This window comes from Campylobacter sp. MIT 12-5580 (genome assembly GCF_005406235.1).
GTDB lineage: Bacteria > Campylobacterota > Campylobacteria > Campylobacterales > Campylobacteraceae > Campylobacter_D.
Genome location: NZ_NXLK01000007.1, coordinates 48,333 through 71,741, shown reverse-complemented (window position 1 = coordinate 71,741; position 23,409 = coordinate 48,333). Strand labels below are relative to the sequence as shown.

General features: G+C 34.8%; 21 protein-coding genes and 2 pseudogenes. 7 read left to right on the top strand and 16 right to left on the bottom strand.

The features are described 5' to 3' along the window. The coding region (locus tag CQA38_RS07670) for a DUF2972 domain-containing protein (protein WP_137633416.1) at positions 1-1,156 on the top strand (1,156 nt) is incomplete at its 5' end. 101 nt (positions 1,157-1,257) lie between these two features. Here the strand turns inward: CQA38_RS07670 and CQA38_RS07665 are convergent. Further along, positions 1,258-2,997: a methyl-accepting chemotaxis protein gene (locus tag CQA38_RS07665; RefSeq protein WP_283202096.1), complete on the bottom strand. Its 1,740-nt coding sequence runs from the start codon at positions 2,995-2,997 to the stop codon at positions 1,258-1,260. A 97-nt stretch (positions 2,998-3,094) separates the two neighbouring features. Continuing rightward, positions 3,095-3,454, bottom strand: a pseudogene (locus tag CQA38_RS07660) (winged helix-turn-helix domain-containing protein); the annotation flags it as partial. A gap of 193 nt (positions 3,455-3,647) precedes the next feature. On the opposite strand from CQA38_RS07660, the gene CQA38_RS07655 reads away from it, so the two are divergent. The 4 genes from CQA38_RS07655 to CQA38_RS07640 all read left to right on the top strand — a co-directional run bounded on the left by CQA38_RS07655 (position 3,648) and on the right by CQA38_RS07640 (position 10,079). Then, the gene (locus CQA38_RS07655; RefSeq protein WP_137633414.1) at positions 3,648-4,253 is read left to right on the top strand and encodes a TetR/AcrR family transcriptional regulator; all 606 of its coding nucleotides are present in this window, start codon (positions 3,648-3,650) and stop codon (positions 4,251-4,253) included. 108 nt (positions 4,254-4,361) lie between these two features. Next, a complete protein-coding gene (locus CQA38_RS07650; protein WP_137633413.1) occupies positions 4,362-5,465 on the top strand; it encodes an efflux RND transporter periplasmic adaptor subunit in 1,104 nt (367 codons plus the stop codon). Then, entirely contained in the window at positions 5,465-8,602 is a 3,138-nt protein-coding gene (locus CQA38_RS07645; RefSeq protein WP_137633412.1) for a multidrug efflux RND transporter permease subunit, read from the top strand. The genes CQA38_RS07650 and CQA38_RS07645 overlap by 1 nt, the downstream gene beginning before the upstream one ends. Beyond that, complete coding sequence (locus CQA38_RS07640; RefSeq protein WP_137633411.1) at positions 8,595-10,079, top strand: TolC family protein; 1,485 nt, start codon at positions 8,595-8,597, stop codon at positions 10,077-10,079. Before CQA38_RS07645 ends, CQA38_RS07640 begins: the two co-directional genes overlap by 8 nt. A gap of 9 nt (positions 10,080-10,088) precedes the next feature. Here CQA38_RS07640 and CQA38_RS07635 read toward each other — a convergent pair whose 3' ends face one another. The 14 genes and pseudogenes from CQA38_RS07635 to aroQ all read right to left on the bottom strand — a co-directional run bounded on the left by CQA38_RS07635 (position 10,089) and on the right by aroQ (position 21,171). Next, positions 10,089-11,003: a DUF2860 family protein gene (locus CQA38_RS07635; protein WP_137633410.1), complete on the bottom strand. Its 915-nt coding sequence runs from the start codon at positions 11,001-11,003 to the stop codon at positions 10,089-10,091. A gap of 88 nt (positions 11,004-11,091) precedes the next feature. Beyond that, positions 11,092-11,346 carry a CmeU family protein gene (gene cmeU / locus CQA38_RS07630; protein WP_137633409.1) on the bottom strand — a complete coding sequence of 85 codons (255 nt, stop codon included), beginning with the start codon at positions 11,344-11,346 and terminating at the stop codon, positions 11,092-11,094. A gap of 19 nt (positions 11,347-11,365) precedes the next feature. Continuing rightward, the gene (hemJ, locus tag CQA38_RS07625) at positions 11,366-11,812 is read right to left on the bottom strand and encodes a protoporphyrinogen oxidase HemJ (RefSeq protein ID WP_137633408.1); all 447 of its coding nucleotides are present in this window, start codon (positions 11,810-11,812) and stop codon (positions 11,366-11,368) included. Positions 11,813-11,939: 127 nt separating this feature from the next. After that, positions 11,940-12,425 (bottom strand): signal peptidase II, encoded by a 486-nt coding sequence (gene lspA / locus CQA38_RS07620; protein WP_137633407.1) that lies wholly within the window; start codon positions 12,423-12,425, stop codon positions 11,940-11,942. Then, entirely contained in the window at positions 12,418-13,755 is a 1,338-nt protein-coding gene (gene glmM, locus CQA38_RS07615) for a phosphoglucosamine mutase (RefSeq protein WP_137633406.1), read from the bottom strand. Before glmM ends, lspA begins: the two co-directional genes overlap by 8 nt. 231 nt (positions 13,756-13,986) lie before the next feature. Beyond that, positions 13,987-14,754, bottom strand: a pseudogene (locus CQA38_RS07610) (glycosyltransferase family 2 protein); the annotation flags it as partial. Between the two features lie 208 nt (positions 14,755-14,962). Then, positions 14,963-15,802: a flagellar motor switch protein FliY gene (gene fliY, locus CQA38_RS07605; protein WP_137633404.1), complete on the bottom strand. Its 840-nt coding sequence runs from the start codon at positions 15,800-15,802 to the stop codon at positions 14,963-14,965. Continuing rightward, complete coding sequence (fliM, locus tag CQA38_RS07600; protein ID WP_137633403.1) at positions 15,799-16,884, bottom strand: flagellar motor switch protein FliM; 1,086 nt, start codon at positions 16,882-16,884, stop codon at positions 15,799-15,801. The genes fliY and fliM overlap by 4 nt, the downstream gene beginning before the upstream one ends. Further along, complete coding sequence (locus tag CQA38_RS07595; RefSeq protein ID WP_137633402.1) at positions 16,877-17,578, bottom strand: RNA polymerase sigma factor FliA; 702 nt, start codon at positions 17,576-17,578, stop codon at positions 16,877-16,879. Before CQA38_RS07595 ends, fliM begins: the two co-directional genes overlap by 8 nt. Beyond that, positions 17,556-17,921, bottom strand: coding sequence for a hypothetical protein (locus tag CQA38_RS07590; RefSeq protein WP_137633401.1), 366 nt, complete (start codon positions 17,919-17,921; stop codon positions 17,556-17,558). The genes CQA38_RS07595 and CQA38_RS07590 overlap by 23 nt, the downstream gene beginning before the upstream one ends. Before the next feature lie 23 nt (positions 17,922-17,944). Next, entirely contained in the window at positions 17,945-18,811 is an 867-nt protein-coding gene (gene flhG, locus CQA38_RS07585) for a flagella biosynthesis ATPase FlhG (RefSeq protein ID WP_137633400.1), read from the bottom strand. Continuing rightward, entirely contained in the window at positions 18,804-20,213 is a 1,410-nt protein-coding gene (gene flhF, locus CQA38_RS07580) for a flagellar biosynthesis protein FlhF (RefSeq protein ID WP_137633399.1), read from the bottom strand. Before flhF ends, flhG begins: the two co-directional genes overlap by 8 nt. Continuing rightward, on the bottom strand, positions 20,182-20,703 hold the full coding sequence (gene folK / locus CQA38_RS07575; protein ID WP_137633398.1) for a 2-amino-4-hydroxy-6-hydroxymethyldihydropteridine diphosphokinase: 522 nt from the start codon (positions 20,701-20,703) through the stop codon (positions 20,182-20,184). The genes flhF and folK overlap by 32 nt, the downstream gene beginning before the upstream one ends. A 3-nt stretch (positions 20,704-20,706) precedes the next feature. Then, entirely contained in the window at positions 20,707-21,171 is a 465-nt protein-coding gene (aroQ, locus tag CQA38_RS07570; RefSeq protein ID WP_137633397.1) for a type II 3-dehydroquinate dehydratase, read from the bottom strand. Positions 21,172-21,266: 95 nt separating this feature from the next. Between aroQ and CQA38_RS07565 the strand changes: the two genes are divergently transcribed. Together CQA38_RS07565 and sppA are read left to right on the top strand one after the other, a co-directional pair. Next, positions 21,267-22,487, top strand: a complete 1,221-nt coding sequence (locus CQA38_RS07565) for a metal-dependent hydrolase (RefSeq protein WP_137633396.1) — start codon at positions 21,267-21,269, stop codon at positions 22,485-22,487. After that, positions 22,475-23,365, top strand: coding sequence for a signal peptide peptidase SppA (gene sppA / locus CQA38_RS07560; RefSeq protein ID WP_137633395.1), 891 nt, complete (start codon positions 22,475-22,477; stop codon positions 23,363-23,365). Before CQA38_RS07565 ends, sppA begins: the two co-directional genes overlap by 13 nt. Positions 23,366-23,409 lie beyond the last annotated feature (44 nt).

Sequence of the window (23,409 nt, the reverse complement as noted above, 5' to 3'; positions counted from 1 at the left end):
AGATGAGGATAAAGTTAATAAAAACTTATTTGTTAATAAAAGTTTATCTTATACTGATATAGAAGCTGATATTGCTTGGGAGTTGAATTTGGGGTTGCCAAAAGGCTATAAGTTTATAATTATCACCGCTTCTTTTACTGCACATTCTGCTGTTATACGAAGCTTAAAAAAGTGCGATGTGCATATTATGAACGATCATGTCATTGATGATATAAAAAGGCATTTTATTTATGATTACACACAAAGCCTAGAAAATAAAGCTGCTGTAGCCATAAACATTACTTTATATAATGTTGCTCGTGGATTGTTAAATGCCCAAAGAATGCTTTCATTCACTCATCATGCAAGCCCTATTTTATGGATGGTGCGTGATCCTATATCAAGACTTAAATCAAGCCTAAACAATTCTTGGGCTAAGGCGAATTTAGCTTATACTTTTGATGAAAATAGTGATTTATCTGCTCTTGACAATAGACTTTATTTTCATATAGATATAAATAAGAATTTAAAAGAACGCATTAAAATTTCTTTAAGTATCAATACCCTTGCTTACGCACCATTATTTGAATATAGCCAAAAATTAGGTTTTTCTCACATTTCTTTTCTTGACTTTAAAGAACTTGATGAAAACAAACTTTTTGATACTTTTTCTGATCTTGCTCAAAAATTTGATTTTAATACGCCTCAAAACAAAGATGATTTTTCTCATACTACACATATTCAACTTTTTCATGGTATTTTACCTTTGCGTTATACAATAAAAAATACAGAAGTTCTCATCAGTGCTTATAAGCATGAAGGCATTGAGATAAGTGAGCTTTTAGGCTTAAAAAAAGATTTTTTTGAAAGAAAGATTCATATCTATACAAAAGAAGAAAATATAACCATCATAAAAAAAGAAAAAGCTTTATTTAAAGAACAAATTCAAAACTTTATCCTTGCTTTGAAAAACGTTATTGACTATACCAATGAAAATTTAAAAACAACAGAAAGAAAAATTATTGATTTAGCAAGCAAAGATCAAGAATTAAGACTTTTACTGAAAGAAGCTTTAGATAAAGAAGCTGATTTTATAAAACAAGCTCGCCCTGATATCATCGCTTCTTGGAAGTATTATAATGAATTTAAAAAAATGTGTGAGGAGTTGGATAATTAAACACTCTTTGTTTTGAAAAATTGCCGATATTTATCAAAAGCTTGATTTGCGCTAAACACACAAGGTATTTAACTGCAAATCAAGCTTTTTACTCTTTTTCTTTAAAATTTCTTTCTTTGCACATCAACGATGATTTCATTAGCGATATCATCTACTTTTTGAGAAAGATCATTGGTTTGATTCACTACTTCAAGACTTTCTTGCATCATTGTTTTTAAAGAAGCTATGCTATCATTGATGATATCAAGTCCTTGGGCTTGTTCTTTTACTGAATCAGACATTTCATTAACGCTTTGAGTGAGTATATTGATATTTACTTCGATTTCACTTAAGGATTTTCCTGTTCTCTCAGCCAAATTTCGCACCTCATCAGCTACCACCGCAAAGCCCCTGCCATGTTCGCCAGCTCTTGCAGCTTCAATAGCTGCATTAAGGGCTAAAAGATTGGTTTGTTCGGCTATATCTTTGATCACAACAACGATATTTTTAATATCTTCAGCCTTTAAGCTTGCCTCACCGGTCTTTTCGCTTGCACTATGCATAGATGAGCTGATTTGCTCTACGGCTGCAGCTGAATCTTCAAGCGAGTGCATTTGCGCTTTGTTTTCTTCGACAAGCTTAAGCATAAGTTCTTTAAGCTCATCAGATGAGCGAGCCAAATTATGTGCGAAATTTGATGAAGTGCTAAGCATATTTTTGATCTCTTTGCCTAAGATATTTGTAGTTACTTCAACATTTCCTTGAGCATTTTTAATCTCAGTTGTAAAATCCAAACTTTTGTATGCCTCAAATACCCGTTTGATTTCGTTCGTATCAGAGCCGATCTTTTCTTGCAAATCATCAAACAAGGTATTTAAAACATCTTTAAGCTTTGAAAGCTGAGGGTTTGAAGGAATTTTATCAAGCCTTGTTGTTAGGTTTCCATCTTCGATCTGCCTTGCTACTTCCATCACTTGAGCTACCATTGTTTTATCAGCATTTAAGTTATGAATAGTGTTTGTAACATTACTTTCAAGCATTTTGCACATATCGTGGAATTCGTCTTTACTTTTAGTTATTTTAATGCTAACACTATCGATTTTGTGGTTGATAAATTCAAAAAATGATTTCAAATTTTGAGAAATAGTCGCGATAGAACGAGCGATATTTATGTAAAAGCCTAGTGCAAAAGGAACAAGTATCAAAAAAAGTATTACAGAAACAGCAAAGGTAATCAAAAACGTATGATCAAGCCAATCGATAATATGAGCTGTTTCTTTATTTGCCTCATCTTGCAAGGTATCTGTATAAATTCCCGTTGAAATCCAAATTTCATCAGTATTTGGTATCATCACTGAATAGCTTGTTTTTTCAGCAATCACATTTGTGCCATCTGGCAAAGGCTTAGTAAAATAAAACTTCACAAAGCCACCTCCTGCTTTTGCTGCCTTATATAACTCATCAACATAAGCTATGCCATTAGCGTCTTTTGCTCCTGTTAAATCCTTACCAAGCAAGTCTTTACGCACCGGATGAGCTGCAACTTTGGTGCGTTGATATACGAAATAATACCCGCTTTTATCATCTTCATAACGAAAATTTTCAATCGCATCAGCGATGATTTGTATCTTTTCTTCTTCGCTTGAAACATTTTTAAGCAAATCTCCTATAGCTTGAGCCATAGAAAGATCAAGAAGCTTTACCTTTTCTTCGGTTTGGTGTTTAAACACTTCATAAGTTTGCTCTGTTAGAAAAGCGCCGGCTTTAGAATTATTATAATAAAATTGTGCGAAAATTACTGCAACGATGATGAAAATACCCATTCCTAAAATCGCCATTTTAGTTTTGATGTTAAAACGCATATATCCTCCTAGTCAATACTTGTGAAATTCACACTTATATTATAACAAAAAAATGAATTTCTTCCAACTTTAAAGTAAAATGATGCAGAAAATAAGATTATTTATTGCTTTTAAAAAGCTCTTCAAAACGTTTGTTTGCAAACTCTTCTATATCTTTACAAAGAATTTGATAATTTTTCATAAGCTCTAACGCCCTTGGAGTAAGCTTTGTGCCTGATTCTTTGCTACGTCCTTGTTTGGTGATGACAAGTTCTTCTTCTGTATTTTTTTGCAAGGCTTGAAGGTGTGTCCATGCCTTTTTGTAATTGATCCCCATAAGTTTTGAGGCTTTAAGTATGCTTCCGCTTTGCTCTATAAACTCTAAAAGTTCGCTTTTACCCTTACCAAACAAAAGCTCATTATCAGCATTTTCTATCCAAGTCTTTGTTTTTACGATCAGCTTATCTTTTTTTTCTTTCATCTTCATCAACCAACTTTTTGCAAAATGTGCTTATTATAACTCAATTTACATAATAAAAATTATAAATTCTTTTATTTACAAATCATTCATAAATTTTATAATTTTTAAGTTTTTTTATCTTTATTTGTAGTAATTTATATTATACTTAAGGCGTTTAAATTTTTTATCATAAAAATTTCAAAGGATAGCAATGGCTAAAAAACTGACCCAAAAAGCGATAGCAAGGCAAAATAAAATCAAAGCTGTAGCTTTAGAATGCTTTTTAGAAAAAGGTTATGAAGATACAAGTTTAAATGAGATTATCAAAAAAAGTGGGGGTTCTTTTTCGAGCATTTATACTTATTTTGAGAGCAAAGAAGGCTTGCTTTTGGAAGTTTTAAGCGATGAGATTAAAAGGCATTTTGATTTTTTTAAAAATTTAGAAAATGACACTGCTACGGATTTAAGAGATTTTTTACTTCATTTTTCACAAATTTTTTTAAAAAAATTTAATGATTATACGACTATAGCATTAGCAAGGATTATCCATTCTCAAATTTATAATCTTCAAGGTATGATGAAAGAGTGGTTTAAAGTCAATCAAGACTTTTTTGCTGATACCATAGTCATCAAACGTTTTAAAAGAGAGAAAAATCCTTATCTTAAAGAAAATGCTGAGCAACTTGGCACACTTTTTTGCACCTTAATTAAAGCACCATTTGAAAGTTGTGTATTTGGCAACACCACTATGAGCGAGCAAGAACAACAAAAACATATTGAATTTTGTGTGGATTTTTTCTTAAAAAAACTCGTGTAATATTTAACCTCATTTACCAAAATTTGTTTATAATTTTAATTTGCTATTTTGTAATAAAAATTACACAAAAATAATATCGACAAAAACTGATTTTATAAAGGAAAATACATGAAGATTACAACAATACGAGTATTTCTAGCTTTAGGTTTGGCTTTGATTTGGCTAGGTTGTAGCGGAGAAAAGCCACAGCAACAAAGTATGCCTCCTATGCCGGTGCAAACTATGCTAGCTTTAGGCGAGGATATTAGCACAAGTTATTCTTATCCAGCCAAGCTTGTAAGCGAAGAAGATGTGGTGTTAAAGCCAAAGGTAAGCGGTGCGATCACTCAAAAGCTGTTTAAGGCTGGTGATAGAGTTAAAAAAGATCAAGTACTTTTTATCATCGAACAAGACAAATATCAAGCTGCCAATGAAATCGCTAAAGGCGAATGGCTCGTTGCTAGAGCAAATTTTTACAACGCCCAACAAGAACATGAAAGAAATGAAGCCTTAATCGCTAAACAAGCTATTTCTAAAAAAGAATACGATACTTCTTTAGCCACTTTTAGAAGCGCAACAGCAAATTTAGAAGCTGCAGCAGCAAGTTATAAAAGTGCTCAAATTGATCTAAATTATTCTAGCGTTTCAGCTCCGTTTGATGGCGTAGTGGGTGATGCTTTAGTTAATGTTGGCGAATATGTTAATGCCACTGCAAGCGAACTTGTAAGACTTACAAATTTAAATCCAATCTATGCTGATTTTTATATCTCGGATAAAGATAAAATGAAGCTTGATCAAAGCTTAAGTAATAACACTCTTGAATTTGCAAATCCAGAAGCAAATATCACTATATTAGGACAAAATTTCAAAGGCAAGGTGTATTTTATCTCTTCGGTGATTGAAAATAGCAGTGCAAATGTCAAAGCAAAAGCGATCTTTGATAATAACGAAAGCAAACTTATACCCGGCACCATCACAACCATTTCTATGAATGGCTTTTTGCAAAAAAAGGCGTATAAAATTCCACAAATTGCCGTTATGCAAGATCAAAGAGAGGCTTTTGTTTATACTATAGAAAATGGAAAAGTGAAAAAAACACCGATTAAAATAGCCTATCAAGATAATCAATTTGTTATCGCTTCGAGTGGTTTAAAAGACGGCGATAAAATCATCTTGGATAATTTCAAGAAAATTTCAGTAGGCTCAAGCGTGCAAGAGGCTGGGAGTAGATAATGTTTTCTAAATTCTTTATCGAACGACCTGTATTTGCTTCAGTTGTAGCAATCATCATCTCATTAGCTGGGGCTGTGAGTATGTATTTTTTGCCTATAGAGCAATACCCAAGCCTTACTCCGCCAACCGTTAGCGTAAGTGCAACCTATACAGGAGCAGATGCTAAAACTATAGCCGAAGTTATCGCTACACCTATAGAAGATGCGATTAATGGGGTTGAAAATATGATTTATGTAGAATCAACCTCATCATCAGCTGGTATGATGAGACTTACAGCGTATTTTGAGATCGGCACTGATCCTGATCAAGCAACCATTGATGTAAATAACAGAATTTCAGCTGCTACTGCAAAGCTTCCTGAAAGCGTACGTCGTTTGGGTGTAACCGTAAGAAAAGCTTCATCATCTATGCTTGAAGTTATTACGATAAACTCAAACGATGGCTCGATGGATGCAACTGAAATTTATAATTATATCATCGTAAATGTCTTAGATGATATAAAAAGAGTTAAAGGTGTGGGCGATGCTACGGCTATTGGGAATAAAAACTATTCAATGCGTATTTGGCTCAAACCGGATTTGTTGAATAAATTTGGCATAACAGCCACGGAAGTTATCGCGGCGATAAACGATCAAAACGAACAATACGCTACTGGCAAGATAGGCGAAGAGCCGGTTGCTGAAAAATCGCCTTTTGTGTATTCTATCACTATGCAAGGAAGGCTTAAAACACCAGCTGAATTTGAAAATATCACCTTAAGAGCAAATGAAGACGGCTCTTTTATCCGTATTAAAGATGTCGCTGATGTTGAGATAGGCTCTCAGCAATACTCTTCTCAAGGGCGTTTAAATGGCAATGATGCTGTGCCTATTATGATTAACCTACAATCTGGAGCAAATGCTGTAGAAACAGCCAAACTCGTCGCAGCTAAAATGGAAGAGCTTTCTAAAAGTTTTCCTCAAGGCTTACAATACAGCGTTCCTTATGATACAACAACCTTTGTGAATGCTTCTATCTATGAGGTGAGCAAAACCTTTGTCGAAGCTTTTATTTTGGTTATTTTGATCATGTATTTATTCCTTAAGAATTTCAGATCAACCTTTATCCCTATGGTTGCCATTCCAGTTTCTTTGCTTGGAACCTTTGCTGGGCTTTATGTGTTGGGCTTTTCTATAAATTTACTCACACTTTTTGCTCTGATCTTGGCTATTGGTATAGTGGTTGATGATGCTATTATCGTGGTTGAAAATATAGACAGAATCATACATGAAGATAAAGATATCAGTATAAAAGATGCTGCCATTGAATCTATGAAAGAGATTACTTCTCCGGTTATTTCTATCGTTTTGGTGCTTTGTGCGGTGTTTATCCCAGTTTCTTTTATGGGCGGTTTTACCGGACAAATTCAAAGACAATTTGCCCTTACTCTAGCCATCTCAGTAGCAATTTCTGGCTTTGTAGCTTTAACGCTTACACCTTCAATGTGTGCTTTATTTTTAAAACGCAATATGGGCGAGCCTTTCAAGATAGTGCAAAAATTCAATGACTTTTTTGACTATTCGACACGAATTTTTACTGCTTGTGTGGCATTTATACTCAAAAAAGCATGGCTTTTTGTGGCACTTTTTGTGGGAATGATTTTGCTTACTCTTGGACTATATAGTATCGTGCCAAAATCACTAGTGCCTGCTGAAGATCAAGGCATTATGATCGCCATTACAAATTTACCACCTGCTTCAGCCTTACATAGAACGGTTGATTATATTGATGATTTAAGTAAAGATTTTAATGCAAACTCTGATATTCAAAGCAATATGTCTATGATCGGTTTTGATCTTTTCACAAGCTCTTTGAAAGAAAATGCTGGCGTGTCCTTTGTGATTATGAAGGATTGGAGTGAAAGAGATATTACCTCAGCACAGCTTTCAGGCTATTATAATCAAAAATATTTTATGAATCCAGTTGGACAAACTTTCTTTGTCAATCCACCACCTATTCAAGGACTAAGCTTAACAGGTGGCTTTGATATGTATGTGCAAAATAGAAGCGGAAAAAGCTATGAAGAAATTCAAAAAGATGTAAATATGCTTGTTGCAGAGGCTCGCAAAAGACCGGATTTGCAAAATGTGCGAACTACACTTGATACAAACTTTCCGCAGTTTAAAGCCGAGATTGATAGAGATAAGCTTAAATTCTACAATCTTACTATGAGTGATGTTTTTGGCACACTTGCAGCAACGGTTGGAAGCTATTATGTCAATGATTTTTCTATGCTTGGTAAAACTTTTCAAGTCAATGTTAGGGCTTTAGGGGATTTTAGAAATACTCAAGAAGCACTTAAAAATATCTTTGTGCGTTCTTCAACCGGAGCAATGGTATCTTTAGACTCTGTGCTTACACTTCAAAGAAGTATAGGACCTGATGATGTTAAACGTTTTAACCTCTTCCCAGCCGCACAAGTGCAAGGCGATCCAGCACCCGGCTTTACCTCAGGACAAGCTATACAAGCTATCAGCGAGGTAGCAGCTCAAACTTTGGGTGATGATTATACCATAGCTTGGAGTGGTTCGGCATATCAAGAAGTAAGCAGTTCAAATTCTGGACTTATTTCTATGAGTTTTGGGCTTATATTTGTGTTCTTAATCCTTGCTGCTCAGTATGAAAGATGGCTTATGCCTCTAGCTGTTGTTACGGCTGTGCCATTTGCTGTATTTGGCTCCTTGCTTTTTGTGTGGCTTAGAGGCTTTGTAAATCCGGCTGTAAGCAATGACATATATTTTCAAACCGGACTTTTGCTCCTCATAGGGCTTTCAGCAAAAAATGCGATCTTAATCGTTGAATTTGCTATGGAAACACACCTTAAACAAGGTAAAAGTATATTTGACTCTGCGGTTGAGGCAGCAAAACTGAGATTTCGCCCAATTTGTATGACTTCTCTTGCATTTTGTTTGGGAATTTTGCCTTTGGCTCTTGCTTCAGGAGCTGGAAGTGCGAGCAGACATTCACTAGGCACAGGACTTTTAGGCGGAATGATCGCTGCTTCAACACTAGCACTTTTATTTGTGCCTTTGTTCTTTTACTTGCTTGAAAGCTTTAATGTTTGGCTTGATAGAAAGAGAGGAAAAACTCATGCGTAATTTTATATCTCTTGCAACTTGCCTTGTGCTGGCGGGTTGTTCTTTAAAGCCTTTTTATGAAGCTCCTCAAGCTCGTTTTAATGCAAGTGCAAATATGCTTGAATGTATGGAAGATCAAGGGTTAAAATGTAGCCAAAACGCAAACAATCAAGTGCGTTTTGATAAGCAATGGTGGAGACTTTTTAACGATGTTAAACTTAATGAACTTGTCGAAAAAGCCCTTGCAAATAACACGGATTTAAGAATTTCTTTTCTTCGCTTTGAACAAGCGGCGCAAACTTTAGGTATTGATAGAAGCGATTTGTTTCCAAAACTTGACGCAAGTGCTGGTGTAACGCGTTCAAGCACAGGTAAAAATGCGAATTCTTTTGGTGCAAGACAGACTGGAAATAACTTTAATATGGGCTTAAATTTAAGCTATGAACTTGATTTGTGGGGCAAATACAGAGATGGGTATTTTGCCGCAAGTAAAGCTTATGAAGCTTCAGCATATGATTTTGAAACAGCAAGACTTAGCCTTGTTTCAAATGTTGTTAAGCTTTATTTTAACGCTATAAATTTGACAAATCAGGTGCAGATTTTAGAAGAAGGCGTGCAAGATTATACAACAAGTTATGAGCTAAGAAATGAGCAATTTAAAGTCGGAGCTATCGGTGAATATGAGCTTTTAAGCTTTAAAGCCCAGCTTGAAAGTGCAAGGGCTCAACTTGTCAGTGCCAAAGCAAACAAAGATAATAATGACAAAGCTTTAATGATACTTGTTTCAGCAAATCTTGATGATATTTTATACGCAACTTCAACGCAAAATAAAATCGAAAATTTCAAAGTTGAGCTTCCTCAAGGCATAAGTAGCGAAATTTTGCTGCAAAGACCAGATATTCAAGCAGCTTTAGCCAGACTTGAGCAAAGAAACTATCTTGTAGGCGTTGCAAGAACAGCATTTTTGCCAAACATTTCTTTAACCGGACTTTTAGGATTTCAAAGCACACAGCTTAATAATCTTGTCGAAAATCCTAGTGTAACTTGGAATGGTGGGGCAAGTGCTTTGATGCCGATTTTCCATTGGGGTGAGATTAATGCAAATGTAAATTTAGCCAAGCTTTCCAAAGATGAAGCTTTTTTAAACTATGAAAGCACCTTAAAAACGGCTTTTGGAGAGGTAAGAACAGCTCTTGTTGAAAGACAAAGTGCTTTTATGAATGAGAAAAATTATGCTGATTTACTCACTTCTCAAGAAAAAATCTTTGAGCTTTCTCAAATTCGCTATGATAATGGCAGCATTTCGCTTAACGATCTTTTAAGTGCTAGGAGCAATTATCTTAATGCCAAATTAAGCTATGAAAACTCCGTTTATACGCTTTTAAGCTCGGTTGTTGATGTGATAAAAGCCTTTGGCGGAGGTTTTAATGCCACAGATAATTACGAACGCAACCTTGAAGATAGTGCTACAAAACTTGATATGTCTTTTAGAGAGTAAATTTACTCTCTAAAATCTATACCCTAAGCCAAGAAGTAAAAACTGAAATTGCTCATCATAAAAGTTGATATTATTTTCTCTTAATTCAAAGCCATAATTTGCAAAAGCATAAGCTTTTTTATAGCTTAAAATTCCTAATTTTACAAGATTAAAATTTGCTTTTATATTGTGTGCTTTTTGCGTCTCATTAAAAATCACATTGTGTTTTAAAGCCTTAAGATAAGAATAACCAAAGCTTGGAGTAAAAATATAGCTTTGAGATAAAGGAATTTTAGCTTGCAAATTAAAGCCATATCTTTGAAACGCCGTAGCCCTACCCTCAGCATCATTATAATCATAATGCAAATTTACACTTAAAAGGCTGTAATTATAAGCAAACTCAAATTGATGAAACTTACCCGTTCGTTTTAAGCTTTTTAAGGCTATTGCGTCATTTTTAAAATCATTGTTTGCAAATATATAACTTAGCGAGGCATTTGATTGTTCGTTAAATTTATAATTTTGAGAAAGCTTAAAACCAAGCCTTTGAACATTAATCTCATCTCTATAAGAAAGCAAGTAAGGATTTGCATACGCTTTTTCACGCAAAGAGCTTAAAAACTCAAAACTTGTTTTATAATCATTAAGATAACTCAGCTCATAGCCCAAAGAAATTCCGCTTAAGTCCCTACCACTAAAGCTTTTGAGATAAACTTTATCATCGCTTAAGAAATTTTTATACGCAAGCTCAGCATTGACAAAAAATGCTGCTCTTGTATCTTTGTGTTTGTCACTATATGAAGCTAAAAAACTTTGATCTGCCCAAGTTGATATCCTACTTTCAATAGACCTTATACCTGTGCCTATTGAGAGATTGGCACTGAAATTTTCATTTGCATACAAAAAAGCACTCGCAAGAAAAATACAGCTTGTGATTTTTTTCAAGGTTGTATCCTTAGTCGTTTAAATTCGTATTTTTGCATTTTTCACAAAAAAATGCTTTGAATTGTAATTCAAATTACCTTAAAGCGAGCTAAAAATCTTTACTTAAATCCTTATCCATATCTATATCATAAGCCTTATAAATTCGTGGTAAAAGCTTGCGAATAGCATAATCATAACGATGAAAAAGCTTGTGAAAATCCCTTAAATTTGCATCATCTAATTTTTCAAAATCAAAAATATTTAAACCTTCTTTTTTTGGAATTTTTGCATCAAAAAAGGCGTAAAATTCCTTCCTTTGCTTAAAAAGCTCGTTTAAATCAGCGATGATTTGTTCTTTGTTCATTTGTTATCCTTTTTTAAATTTAAAACACTCTTACTATCATCACCACTAGTATAGCAAGCATAAAAAGCGTTGGGATTTCATTGTATGCACGAAAAAAACGCCCACTTCTTTGACAGCGATCATTTTGAAGCTGTCTTAAAAAACGCCAATTATCAAAATGATATACAAGCAAAAGCAAAGCTAAAGTAAGTTTAGCGTGGATATGTGGCTGTTTCATCAAAATGGGATTTGCGGCAAGCATTAAAAAAGCTGTAAGTAAAGTAACAATCATCGCTGGCATAGCTATGCCTTTGAAAAGCTTGCGTTCTTGCACTTTTACTACGCTGACAAAACCGGTATTATCCTTATGCTCGCTATGATATACAAACAAACGAGGTAGATAAAATAAAGCCGCCATCCACGAGATAAAGCCAGCATAATGCAAAGCCTTCACCCAAAGATAATGTTGTGAGATAAATTCAAGCATTATTTTTCCTTAAAATCAAAATTTAAACCCTCATTATATCAAAAAAAGAATGAATTCAGCACAAAGAAGGTTAAAAGCTAAATTTTAAGTGGAATTTAAACTTTTAAAAATACCAATATAAGAAAAATTAAGCCTGTGCTTTTTTAACTTTAAAAAATAATTCTTTAATGATAATCAAAGCTACGCCAATATTAATCATCACATCAGCGACATTAAACACAGCAAATTCAAACCATTTGTGCCAAAAAAACATATCTACCACACCCACATGCACAAAGCGATCAAGTAAATTTGAACTTCCAGCCGCTAAAATCATCGCAAAGGCTATAAAATGTTCTTTTAAAAAGCTTTTTTGCCAAAGCAAATATCCACTTAAAACAAGGAGTAAAAAAAGGTGTAGGTATTTTAAGTAGCCCTTTAAAAAGCTTAGCATTGAAAAAGCCACGCCATCATTATACACTAAAACCAAATCCATATACTCGCTTTTAAAAGCAGTGTTAAAATTTGGCATTTTATTGATGCCTAGATACTCAATAGCTAAAAATTTACTCAGCTGATCAAGTGCAAAAACAGCGATAAAGATGAGTATGAAAAGCCAAATTTTCTTAGGCATTCAAGGCTTTCTTAAAAAACTCCACTACATTTTTCATCTCTTTTTCAAGCACACTGGCATTTTTGCCTTCTATAAGCAAACGGATAAGATTTTCTGTGCCTGAGTATCTAAATAAACTATTTAAACCCTTATCCTGCAAGCTTTTTTCAAGCTCTTTTAAGCCTTTAAGCTTGCTTAAGTCTTTTTTCTCGCTGATTTTAAGATTGACAAGTTTTTGCGGGTAAGGCTTGATTTGATTTAAAATCGCACTTGCTTTTTTATCTTTTGAGAGCATTAAAGCACTAAATTGAAGTGCCGCGATAAGCCCATCTCCTGTTTTTGCATAATCAGTAAAGACTATATGCCCACTTTGCTCGCCTCCAAAATTACCTCCAAGCTCCTTAAGTTTTTCAAGCACAAACTTATCGCCAACCCCACAAGTTGCAAAGTCAATTTTATGCTTGTTTAAAAACTCTTTTAAAGCCCCATTACTCATTATAGTAGCAACTACAGCTGAGTTTAGCTTGCCTTGCTCTTTCAAAAAAAGCGCTAAAACTCCAAGCAAACTATCGCCATTTGCCACCTCGCCCTTTTCATCAACCACCACAAGCCTATCAGCGTCCCCATCAAAAGCAAAACCCACATCAGCACGCAACTTTTTTACCTCTAAAGCTAAATTTGCAGGGTGAAGCGCACCGCAGTTTTCGTTGATATTAAGCCCATTTGGCTTATCATTAAGCACTATAACTTCAGCACCAAGCTCTTTAAAGATAGTAGGAGCGACTTTATAAGCTGCACCATTTGCCACATCTAAAACTACTCTTAAGTTTTTAAGCGTTAAATTCTTTGGAAAAGAATTTTTTATGCTGACTATATAACGTCCTATAACATCATCAATCCTCTTGCTTTGTCCTATGTAAGCGTCTTGATTTTTAGCATTTTGTATAAGCTTATCATCAAAATAAATCTTTTCAATCTGTCTTTCAGCCTCTTCACTAAGCTTATTACCATGCGTATCAAAGAATTTAATGCCATTATCATAATAAGGATTATGAGAGGCTGAGATCATAATACCCGCATCACAACGCATATCCTCAGTTAAAAAAGCAATGGCAGGTGTTGGCATAGGTCCTATTTGAATAACATTATAGCCTATAGAAGTAAGCCCTGAAACTATGGCATTTTCGATCATATAGCCACTTCGGCGTGTGTCTTTACCAACTAGGATATTATTTGTTATAGCCTGATCCTTAAAATAAATCCCAGCAGCCATTGCAAGTCGCATAGCTAAAAAGCTATCCAAAAACTCACCAGCCTTACCACGCACGCCATCAGTTCCAAAAAGTTTCATCATTTATCCTTAAATTTAGCTTTAAAAACAAAGATTATAACAAATTAGCCTAAAAGATGAATAAACAAAAATATAAAATCTTGGGCGTAAAAAGCAATTTGCCTAAAATAAGCTATGGGTTTTCAAACAAAAACTAAAACAATATATATTTTTGTGAAAAAATCCAAAACAAGCTATGAAATGGTGAGCAAAGGACTCTTTATAACAAAGATAGCAAATTTTCTTTTATTATTTATCCTTTTGAAGTTCATAGAGTTTAGCATAACGAAAAAATGCTCCTAAAGCATTAAGCAAGGCGACTATAAAACCTTTGTAGCCGTATTTGAAACCAGATCGTAAAAAATAGTCTTTAAAAAATACCAAATGAAAACGACAAAATGCCGCGAAAAAGCTTGTTTTCTTACCATTTTTGAATTTTTCTTGGGCTGAATAGCTGGTGTAGGTGTTCATTTTATGGATTATGCCTTGCATATCTTTAAAAGCGTAATGCTTAAAGCCATTTTTGAATTTGATCTTTTGTGAATTTGTGGGTATTAGCACGCTTTCATGCACAAAATTATCATTAAAGTGAGTAAAGTTTTTGTTAAACACACGCCAAACAAAATCTGGATACCAGCCACAAGCCTTGATCCACTCGCCTCTATAAAGATTTTTGCGTGGTAAAGCGATGATGGAATTTGAAGCAAGCTCAAGAGCTTTTAACTCTTCTAAAGCCTCTTTTTCAAGCACTTCATCAGAGTCAATACTTAAAATCCACTCGTTTTTTGCATAGCTTAGGGCTAAATTTTTAAGCTTGCCAAAGCCTATAAATTTACTGCTGTAAATGTGTAATTTTTGATAAGTTTGATTAAAGTTTTTAGCGATGTTTAGGGTATCATCATTACTTTCATTGTCAAGTAAAATAATCTCACCAAACTCACTGAGCGAATTTAAGCATTCTAAAATTGTATCTTGAGCATTTTTTACTAAGATACAAACGCTGATTTTTTGCGTATCCATATCCACCTTTTAAGATAAAATGAAGTTTGATTATACAATGAATTTGTGAAATTTAAAATATTTTCTTTCAAAAATTCAATACAAAGAACTTGCTAAAACAAGGATAAAATGAAACAATTTATACAAATTTTCTTCACCTTATAATAAACGCAAGCCTAAAATACAATACCTCTCATACTATACAAACTTTAATACGATAAGAAATTTCTTATCTTAGCTGCTCAAGTCTTTCTTTTTTTGTGCCTATTTCAGTGATTTGCACGCCAAAATTCCCATCCACGATGACAACTTCTCCATACGCCACTCTTTTATCGCCGATGAGAATTTCTAAAGGATCATTAGCAAGCTGGTTAAGCTCAACAACTGAGCCTATATCCATAGTTAAAACATCTTTTAAAAGCATTTTTTTGTTGCCTATGCGAACGCGGATTGGCAAACGCACATCCATTATGAGATTGATATTTTTAAGCTCTTCTGCTACGCTTGCAAGTTTGCTTTGCGCTTCTTGGTTAGCACCCTCACTCACACTTTCTATGATGGCTTTTCTATCAAGGCTTGCGTAAAGCTTTTCATCCATAATCAAGGCGATTTTTTCGTCCAAATCAGCGATTTTAACATCGAAAAAATACAACTTATAAAAGTCTTTTAAATCCAAATTATCCGCTACAAAATCACAATTTTCAAGCTCAAAGTCCATTTTAGTGAGCTCTTTTTGTGCGCCAAGTGTGGTTGAAAAAGCTGAGATGATGTTAAGTATGGCTTCTTTAGCAGCGTCCATTTCATCAGAATTAAGCTGATCGTTTTTAGAAATTTCTTCCTCGCCCATCATCCATTCGCCAATAGCGCTCATTAAAACAGCACTTGCTAAAATGCCGAATTTCCCGCCCGTGCTAACATTAAAAATCGTTCGCACTAAAGGTGGATTCATAGAATCTTGAGCATTAACATCAAATTCTTGATACTCGCTAAATTGGGCTGATTTGCCTGTAAGCCCCTCGATCGTGCTTGTTGCTTCGTTTGTAAAAAATTTTAAAAAATCGTTGATCATAGTATTTCCTCTTCTTCTTCTGTAGCTTCACTCTCATCATAAACGCTAGCTTTTGCCCTTCTTTCATCTTCATATTTTTCAAGAAGTTCTTTAATCTCGTCTTTATCGGTGCGGATAAGTTCGATGATCTTGATACTTTTTCTAAAGCGGTGTAAGCCAATTTGTGCTAAGAATACATCTTTTTTATCGATAGACACGATAGCCTTATCATCAGCTTCTCTATCAAGCCTTAAAATATCGCCTTGTTTAAGCTCTAAAAACTCATCAACGCTGATTAAGGTTTTACCCAAAATCGCCTCATACACTACCTCAGCGCGTCCTATGAGCGTTTTTAGCTCTTTGTTTCTTGACTTTTTAGCTGAAGTTTCACCCATCATTATATCTCTATTTGCCAAACGACTTAAGATACTTTCTAAATGCACTACCGGATAGCAAATATTTACCATACCGCTTGAATTTCCAATGATGATCTCCATAACCACCATGATAACGATTTCATTTTGTGCTACGATTTGCACGACATTTGGGCTACTTTCTTTAGCTTCAACGCTTGGATAAATTTCAGTTACCGTTGCCCAGCTTTCTTTAAGCCTTTGCATAATGATACGCAAAATGCTATCAAGCAAATTAAGCTCTATATCAGTAAGTTCTCTTTGGGTTTCATAACTATCGCCTTGTCCGCCCAAAAGCCTATCTATCATAGGAAAAGCTATGCTTGGATTGATCTCTAAAACGCAGTTTCCATCAAGTGGCTTTATAGAAAAAACATTAAAGCTTGTTGGACTTGGCAAGGACATTAAAAACTCACCATAAGTCATCTGATCGACTGAGTGAAGCTTGATCTCAACTATACTTCTCATCATCGATGAAATTTGAGAAGCAAGATTTCTTGCAAGCTTATCGTGTATGCCTTTTATGGAACGAAGCTGTTCTTTTGAGACTCTGTTTGGGCGTTTAAAATCATAAACGACAATATTTCGCTCATCTTTTTCGCTCCCACTATGAGTGCCTATGCTCGAATCGCTATCATCAACGACTTCAAGCAGGGCATCAATTTCTTCTTGGGATAATATCTCAGCCATTTCCTAGCCTTTCTCTAAGCTTTTTTAGAAGTTTTTTATGAATTTGAGAAATTCTACTTTCGCTGATTTGTAAAACCTCGCTAATCTCTTTTAAATTTAACTCTTCATAGTAATAAAGCTGAATGATAAGCTGCTCTCTTTCCTTTAAGCCTTCTAAAATTTCGCTAATCTTTTCAAGTAAAACATCTTTTTCTATCTTTTCAAGAGTATCATCTTCACTATAACAATTTATCTGCTCATCAAGAGGCAAAACATAACTGATCGCATGGGCTGCTCTTGCGTCTTTTATCCTTTCTAAATCAAGATCAAGTTTTTTTGCAAGATATGTATCATCTGGCTCTTCTTCGTGTTCTTGATAATACTCATCGATTAATGCGTCCATTTCCTTAATAATCTTGCGGTTATTACGACTCATCACATCAAGACTTCTTAGATAATCAAGCATAGCCCCATTCACGCGTTTTTTAACATAGCCCCAAAAGCTGTCGTTTTGATCTTTGTCATAGCGACGCGAAAGCTTAATCATCTCTTCAACGCCTATGCTAATAAGATCATTCACATCAATACTGCTTGGCAAACGTTCTTTAAGACGAAACGCCATAGCACGAAGAGCTGGCATATACGCTACGACAAGCTCATCTTGCTCTTTTTTCAGCAAAGCAGCATAAGGATTAGGCTGGGCGTTTTTTAGCATTCTTGCGTCTTTCTTTGGCTTCGTTTTTCTTAAGCTCTACACGTTCTTCATTAAGCTTTTCAAGCAAGTGTTCCATTTTCTTTTCACGAATGGCAAGATCGTTGATGATAGTATTGCTTGTCTCTTCGTATTGAGCTTTGTTAAAAACCCTGCCGCCTATTTTTGTAACATCGATAAAATTCATAATAGAAATATGCACAAGCACATAAAAAGCAAAAGTAATCAAACAAGTAAAGATAACAATCTCAAAAGCCCCTTCAATACTCACTACACTAAAAGCAAGTCCTATAAAAAATCCACAAACGGTAAAAAAGGCTACGAAATTCTCAGGCATTGGTCTCATAATTGTCTTCCTTCAATCTTAGCTCAAAATCTTTCAATTATCCTCTTAAAGAAATTTGAAAAACTTCTATTTTGCGTGTTATCAAGCACTTTTTGTTCCAACCTATACAAAAGCTTAGAAGCTAGGGCTTTAAACTCATCACTAGCTAGTGAATTTTCATCAGTAAAAAGCGTTCTTTTTTTAATACTATTACTCACATCTTTACTTGCATTTAAAGAGCCTATAAATTCTAAATTAAGAGGGTTTTTGATATTTAAATCCGCTACTTTTTTGATATTTTCAAACACCCTTAAAGCCTCATTTTCATTTTTGACAGAATTAAAAAGCATGAGTAAATTTTCTTTGGTTTTTGAAGTGGCTTTTATCGTCGCGTATGCATCTGTGATAGCAGCTGGATCAGGTACGGTTACGACTATAACTTCATCAGCCATTTCTAAAAAGTGCTGTATAGTCCCACCTATACCAGCACCCGTATCGATGATAAGAAAGTCAAGGCTATCTAAAATGCTAGCTTGATTTAAAAATCTTTCATAGATATTTTTATCATTGTATTTTAAAATTTCATCGCCACTTTCACCCGGTATAAGCCATAAATTTGGTTTGACTTCTATGAGTATATCCTCAAGCGAGCATTCACCTCTTAATACATGAAGAAGATTTTTACTTACTCTAACATTTAAAATCACATCTAAATTCGCCAAACCTATATCAGCATCAAAAAGTCCTACTTTATAGCCATTTTTACTCAAAACATTAGCCAAATTTGCACTGATTGTGCTTTTTCCAACTCCACCCTTGCCACTTGTTATGGCTATAAAATGCGTGCCTTTGTGCTTTTGGGATTTGTTTTCATTCATCAAATTTTTTAATTTATCAGCTTGATTATTCATCGCTTTTCCTTTTAAAACCTTCTAAAACACATTTTACCAAAAACTCCCCACTTGCAGGCTCTAAATCATCGGGCACTTCTTGTCCTATTGAAAAAAAGCTCATTGGGATATTGGTATCATAAATGAGTGAAAAGATATTTCCAAAGACTTTTGTTTCATCAAATTTAGTAATGATGAGCGTATCGACATTTAAAGACTCTGAGAAGTTTTTATACACTTCCATTAAATCCTCAAGCTTGGTATTAGCTGAGATAACTAAATTTACATCTATATCAGCATTAGAATGTGATAAAAACTCTTTTGTTTTAGCAAGCTTACTTTGATCGTATTGTGAATTGCCTATGGTATCTACCAAAATCACTTCGCAATAATTTAAGCTCTTAATCGCTTCATCTAAATCTTTTGGCTCTATGCTATCAATGATAGGCAGCTTCATCATCTTTGCATATTGAAAAAGCTGCTCTACAGCGCCTATCCTATAAGTATCAAGCGTGATAATGCCTGTTTTATAACGTTTATCTCCATACGCATAACGAAAAGCAAGTTTTGCTAAAGTCGTCGTTTTACCAACCCCAGTTGGTCCTACAAGCATCATAATCTTTTGCTTTTTAATCTCCTTTTCAGCACGCACCGGAAGCATATTTCTAAGCAAAGAGTAAAAATACCTTGAAACGGCTTCTGGATTTGTTTTCATCGAAGCTGGCATATTTTCAACCGTTGCTTTCATAATCGCTTCTACATGCTCTTCTTTCATACCACTTTCTTTGGCTTGCTTATAAATGCTTGCAAACTCAGGTGGAATGATGATATTATTATGCAGTTGAGCTTTATCTTCCCACATCATATCGATGATGAGACTTACTTTTTCGCTGAGTTTATTAATCTGCTTTTCAAAACTTTGAATTTTTTTATCATAATTTGCATCAAAACTTGGCTTTAGTATCTCATCTACATTTGCAACTTTTGAAATTTCAGAGCTAACCTCAGAAAGTCTTTCTTTAAAGCTTTCAAGCTTGTTTTTATTATTTTGTGGAGCATTATAAGCAGCGGTATAAGCTTTATTTTTCATCAATTCTGCTTTATTTGAAAAGTCTAAAATCACATCATCATCGAGTTTTGGTTGTTTGAAATTCTTTTCTTGTTTAACTTCAGCAGACTTGGTGCTTGAGCTTGCTCCGCTTGGGCTTTTTTTAACTGGCGTTTTACCAAGTTTTTTAAGGTGTTCTTCATAGTCTTTTTCATCAACAGCTACGACAACTTCATACAAAGGCTTTTGAGTTAAAGTTTTGGCTTTGATTTGCTTATGTGTTACGATCATCGCTTCATCGCCAAAGTCTTGTTTTACCTTAGGTATGATCTCATCAGTATCTTCAACGGTAAAAGTATGAATGAGTTGTCCCACAAACTCTCCTTTCGTTTAATTCGCCCAAGGGCAAGATTACGCTTAATCTTTCTTTCACGCCTTTATGAGGCACTACGCAACGCTCATTAGCTCCTACTTTTTGGCTAAAATATAACAAATCCAAATCAAGCGTGCGAGGAGCGTTTTTAAAAGTTCTTTTTCGTTTAAATTTAAACTCATAATACAACAAAATTTTTAACAAAGCCTTTGCGTGAAGTGGCGTTTGCACCAGCATCACAGCATTTGTAAAATCCTTTTGTGCCTCAAAACCAAAAGCTTTATTAATCAGCAACGATGAGCTTTGAAGAACTCGTATCCTTTTATCATTCATCAAAAGGCGAAAAAGACGATCAAAACGCTTTTTTTCATCGCTTATATTTGCCCCTAAACCAACAAGAGCAAAATACCTCCCATATCCTGATCTTTCTTTTGAGTTAAAAGGGAAAAAAGTGCTTGTTTGCAGACTTTTTGCGCCCTTTAGCTTAAGCATTTTTTAGTTATTATTTGCAGCTTTAAGCTTTTCAAGCTGATCGCAAATTTGCAAAACGCCCATTAAAGCCAAATGATAACCAAAAGCACCAAAACCCACTATAGAGCCAGCACAAACAGGAGCAATTAAGCTTTTGTGACGAAATTCCTCTCTGCGATAAATATTTGAAATATGCACCTCAATCACAGGCAAAGCCACCGCTGAAATCGCATCACGAATAGCCACTGAAGTGTGAGTATAAGCGCCTGCATTTAAAACTATACCATCAAATGTGCCTAGGCATTCTTGAATTTTATCAACAATCTCGCCTTCAAAATTGCTTTGAAAAAAGTCTATCTCTACACCATTTTGCGAAGCAGCGATTTTCATTTGCTCGTGAATTTCTTCCATTTTCATCGCGCCATAAATCGCTGTTTCACGAAGCCCTAGCATATTAAGATTTGGACCTTGAATCACCATGATTTTCATAAATTTACCTCATCATTTGTAAAATTTTAGTCTATATTATAGCAAAAGAAAACCAAATTTTTGCTAGAATTTAACTTTTAAATTAAGGTTAAATAATGTTTTTAATAAAAGCAAGATATATATTTGTTTGTGATGAAGATTTTACTATACTTGAAAATAAGACTTTATGCTTTGATGAAAATATCGTTGAGCTGGGCGAATTTGAAAAATTAGCCTTAAAATACCCTCAAGCAAAGCTCATTCAAATCCCGCCAAATTCACTTATCCTGCCTGCTTTTATCAACCCACACACACATTTAGAATTTAGCGCAAATTCTTATACTTTGCATTATGGAGACTTTTTGGTATGGCTTAAAAGCGTGATTAATGCTCGCTCAAATTTAAGCCAAAAAGCTAAAGAAAAACTCATCTTAAATACCATGCGTTCTATGCTTAAAAGTGGCACAGCAACGATTGGCGAAATTTCAAGCTTTGCAAGCGATCTTGTAGCTTGCGTAAAAAGCCCTATGCGCGTGGTGTTTTTCAATGAAATTTTAGGTGTCAATGAAAATGCAAATGAAGTCAAAAAGCAAGATTTTTTGAAACGATTTTACTCAAGTTTAAAGTATAAAAGTGAGAATTTTATACCAGCTATTTCTTTACATTCGCCCTACTCCTTAAACAAAGACTTAGCCCTTTTTGCTCTTGAAATAGCCAAAAAGCACGACTTGCTTGTAAGCACGCATTTTTTAGAAAGCGATCATGAGTTTAAATGGCTTCATCACAAAGGCAAGGGCTTTGAAAAATGGTTGCGTTTTTTTGAGCCAAATCCAAAGCCTAAATTTAGCCCTCAAAGTTTTTTAGAGCTGTTTAAGGGCGTAAGAACGCTTTTTACGCATTGTGTGTATGTGAAAGACTTTAATCATTTTGATAAAAACTCGCATTTTATTACGCATTGTGCTGTTTCAAATCGCTTGCTAAGCAAGGCAAGATTTCCTCTTAAAAAAGCTTTAAAAGCTGGTATGAGCGTGCATCTTGGCACTGATGGGCTGAGCTCAAATAATTCTTTGTCTATGCTTGATGAAATGAGGGCAAATTTACTCATACATCAAGACTTTAAGCCTCAAGATTTGGCTAAAGAATTGCTTTTAATGGCGACTTCAAAACCAGCTAAAGCCTTAAATTTAGAGCTTGGCGAGCTTAAAGCAGGCAAGATAGCTGATATAAGCGTGTTTAAGGTGGAAGAATGTGATTTAAAACAGCTTCCTTTGCAGTTTATCTTAAATGCAAAAAAGGTTGAAAAAATTTTTATTAAAGGAAAAGAATGCAGTTTTTAAAGTCTATTTTTAGGGCATTTGGTGCGTGTATAAGATATATAAATACCTATTTTAAAACCTTTGTGTTTTTATTTATCATTGCGCTTATCCTTATGCCAAGCTCTGATTCAAAAAGCTCATTAAGCAATCTTGCTAAAGTCGAGCTAAATGGCGAGATTTTTAATGTAAATGCCACTCTTGAGGCACTTAATAAGCTCAAAGATGATGAGAGTATCAAAGGTGTGCTTTTTATCATTGATAGTCCGGGTGGGCTTTTTGCTCCAAGTATGGAACTGGCTCTAGCAGTAAAAGACTTGCAAGCCAAAAAGCCTGTAGTGGTGTATGCAAGTGGGACTATGGCAAGTGGAAGCTATCTAGCTGGCGTTGGTGCAGATGAGATCATCGCAAATCCTGCTTCTTTTATAGGCTCTATAGGCGTTATCATGCAAGGCGCTGATTTAAGCGAGCTTGCAAACAAACTTGGCATAAAACCTCAAGTGATAAAGGCTGGCGAATACAAAGAAGCAGGCACTTTTACAAGGGCTTGGAACGAGCAAGAAAAGGTGTATTTGCAAGAACTTATCGCCCAAAGCTATGACCTTTTTACCGAATTTGTAGCCAAAGAGCGAAATTTAAAGCTTGAAGAAAAAGACAAATGGGCAAATGCAAGGGTGTTTTTATCAGCCAAAGCTGCAGAATTAGGTTTAATCGATGAGCTAGGCAATCTTGAAAAAGCCAAAAAAAGAGTAGAAGAGCTAGCAGGAGTGCAAAATCCAAGCTGGAAGGAACCTGATGCACTAGATAAGCTTTTAAACAAGCTCAATGCTCAAGCTTTAAGTTTTAGCAAAGAGCTTTTAAGTAGCCTTTTGCTAAGCTCGAACCAGCTTGAAGCAAGATAAAAGCTTATTTGATAAAGGCGAATTTGTTTTCAAATAAGCTTAAA

Coding starts and splice junctions, on each gene's coding strand:
- CQA38_RS07665 (WP_283202096.1), bottom strand. CDS start 2,997: ATGCGTTTTAACATCAAAACTAAAATGGCGATTTTAGGAATGGGTATT.
- CQA38_RS07655 (WP_137633414.1), top strand. CDS start 3,648: ATGGCTAAAAAACTGACCCAAAAAGCGATAGCAAGGCAAAATAAAATC.
- CQA38_RS07650 (WP_137633413.1), top strand. CDS start 4,362: ATGAAGATTACAACAATACGAGTATTTCTAGCTTTAGGTTTGGCTTTG.
- CQA38_RS07645 (WP_137633412.1), top strand. CDS start 5,465: ATGTTTTCTAAATTCTTTATCGAACGACCTGTATTTGCTTCAGTTGTA.
- CQA38_RS07640 (WP_137633411.1), top strand. CDS start 8,595: ATGCGTAATTTTATATCTCTTGCAACTTGCCTTGTGCTGGCGGGTTGT.
- cmeU (WP_137633409.1), bottom strand. CDS start 11,346: ATGAACAAAGAACAAATCATCGCTGATTTAAACGAGCTTTTTAAGCAA.
- hemJ (WP_137633408.1), bottom strand. CDS start 11,812: ATGCTTGAATTTATCTCACAACATTATCTTTGGGTGAAGGCTTTGCAT.
- lspA (WP_137633407.1), bottom strand. CDS start 12,425: ATGCCTAAGAAAATTTGGCTTTTCATACTCATCTTTATCGCTGTTTTT.
- glmM (WP_137633406.1), bottom strand. CDS start 13,755: ATGAAACTTTTTGGAACTGATGGCGTGCGTGGTAAGGCTGGTGAGTTT.
- fliY (WP_137633404.1), bottom strand. CDS start 15,802: ATGATCAACGATTTTTTAAAATTTTTTACAAACGAAGCAACAAGCACG.
- fliM (WP_137633403.1), bottom strand. CDS start 16,884: ATGGCTGAGATATTATCCCAAGAAGAAATTGATGCCCTGCTTGAAGTC.
- CQA38_RS07595 (WP_137633402.1), bottom strand. CDS start 17,578: ATGCTAAAAAACGCCCAGCCTAATCCTTATGCTGCTTTGCTGAAAAAA.
- CQA38_RS07590 (WP_137633401.1), bottom strand. CDS start 17,921: ATGAGACCAATGCCTGAGAATTTCGTAGCCTTTTTTACCGTTTGTGGA.
- flhG (WP_137633400.1), bottom strand. CDS start 18,811: ATGAATAATCAAGCTGATAAATTAAAAAATTTGATGAATGAAAACAAA.
- folK (WP_137633398.1), bottom strand. CDS start 20,703: ATGCTTAAGCTAAAGGGCGCAAAAAGTCTGCAAACAAGCACTTTTTTC.
- aroQ (WP_137633397.1), bottom strand. CDS start 21,171: ATGAAAATCATGGTGATTCAAGGTCCAAATCTTAATATGCTAGGGCTT.
- CQA38_RS07565 (WP_137633396.1), top strand. CDS start 21,267: ATGTTTTTAATAAAAGCAAGATATATATTTGTTTGTGATGAAGATTTT.
- sppA (WP_137633395.1), top strand. CDS start 22,475: ATGCAGTTTTTAAAGTCTATTTTTAGGGCATTTGGTGCGTGTATAAGA.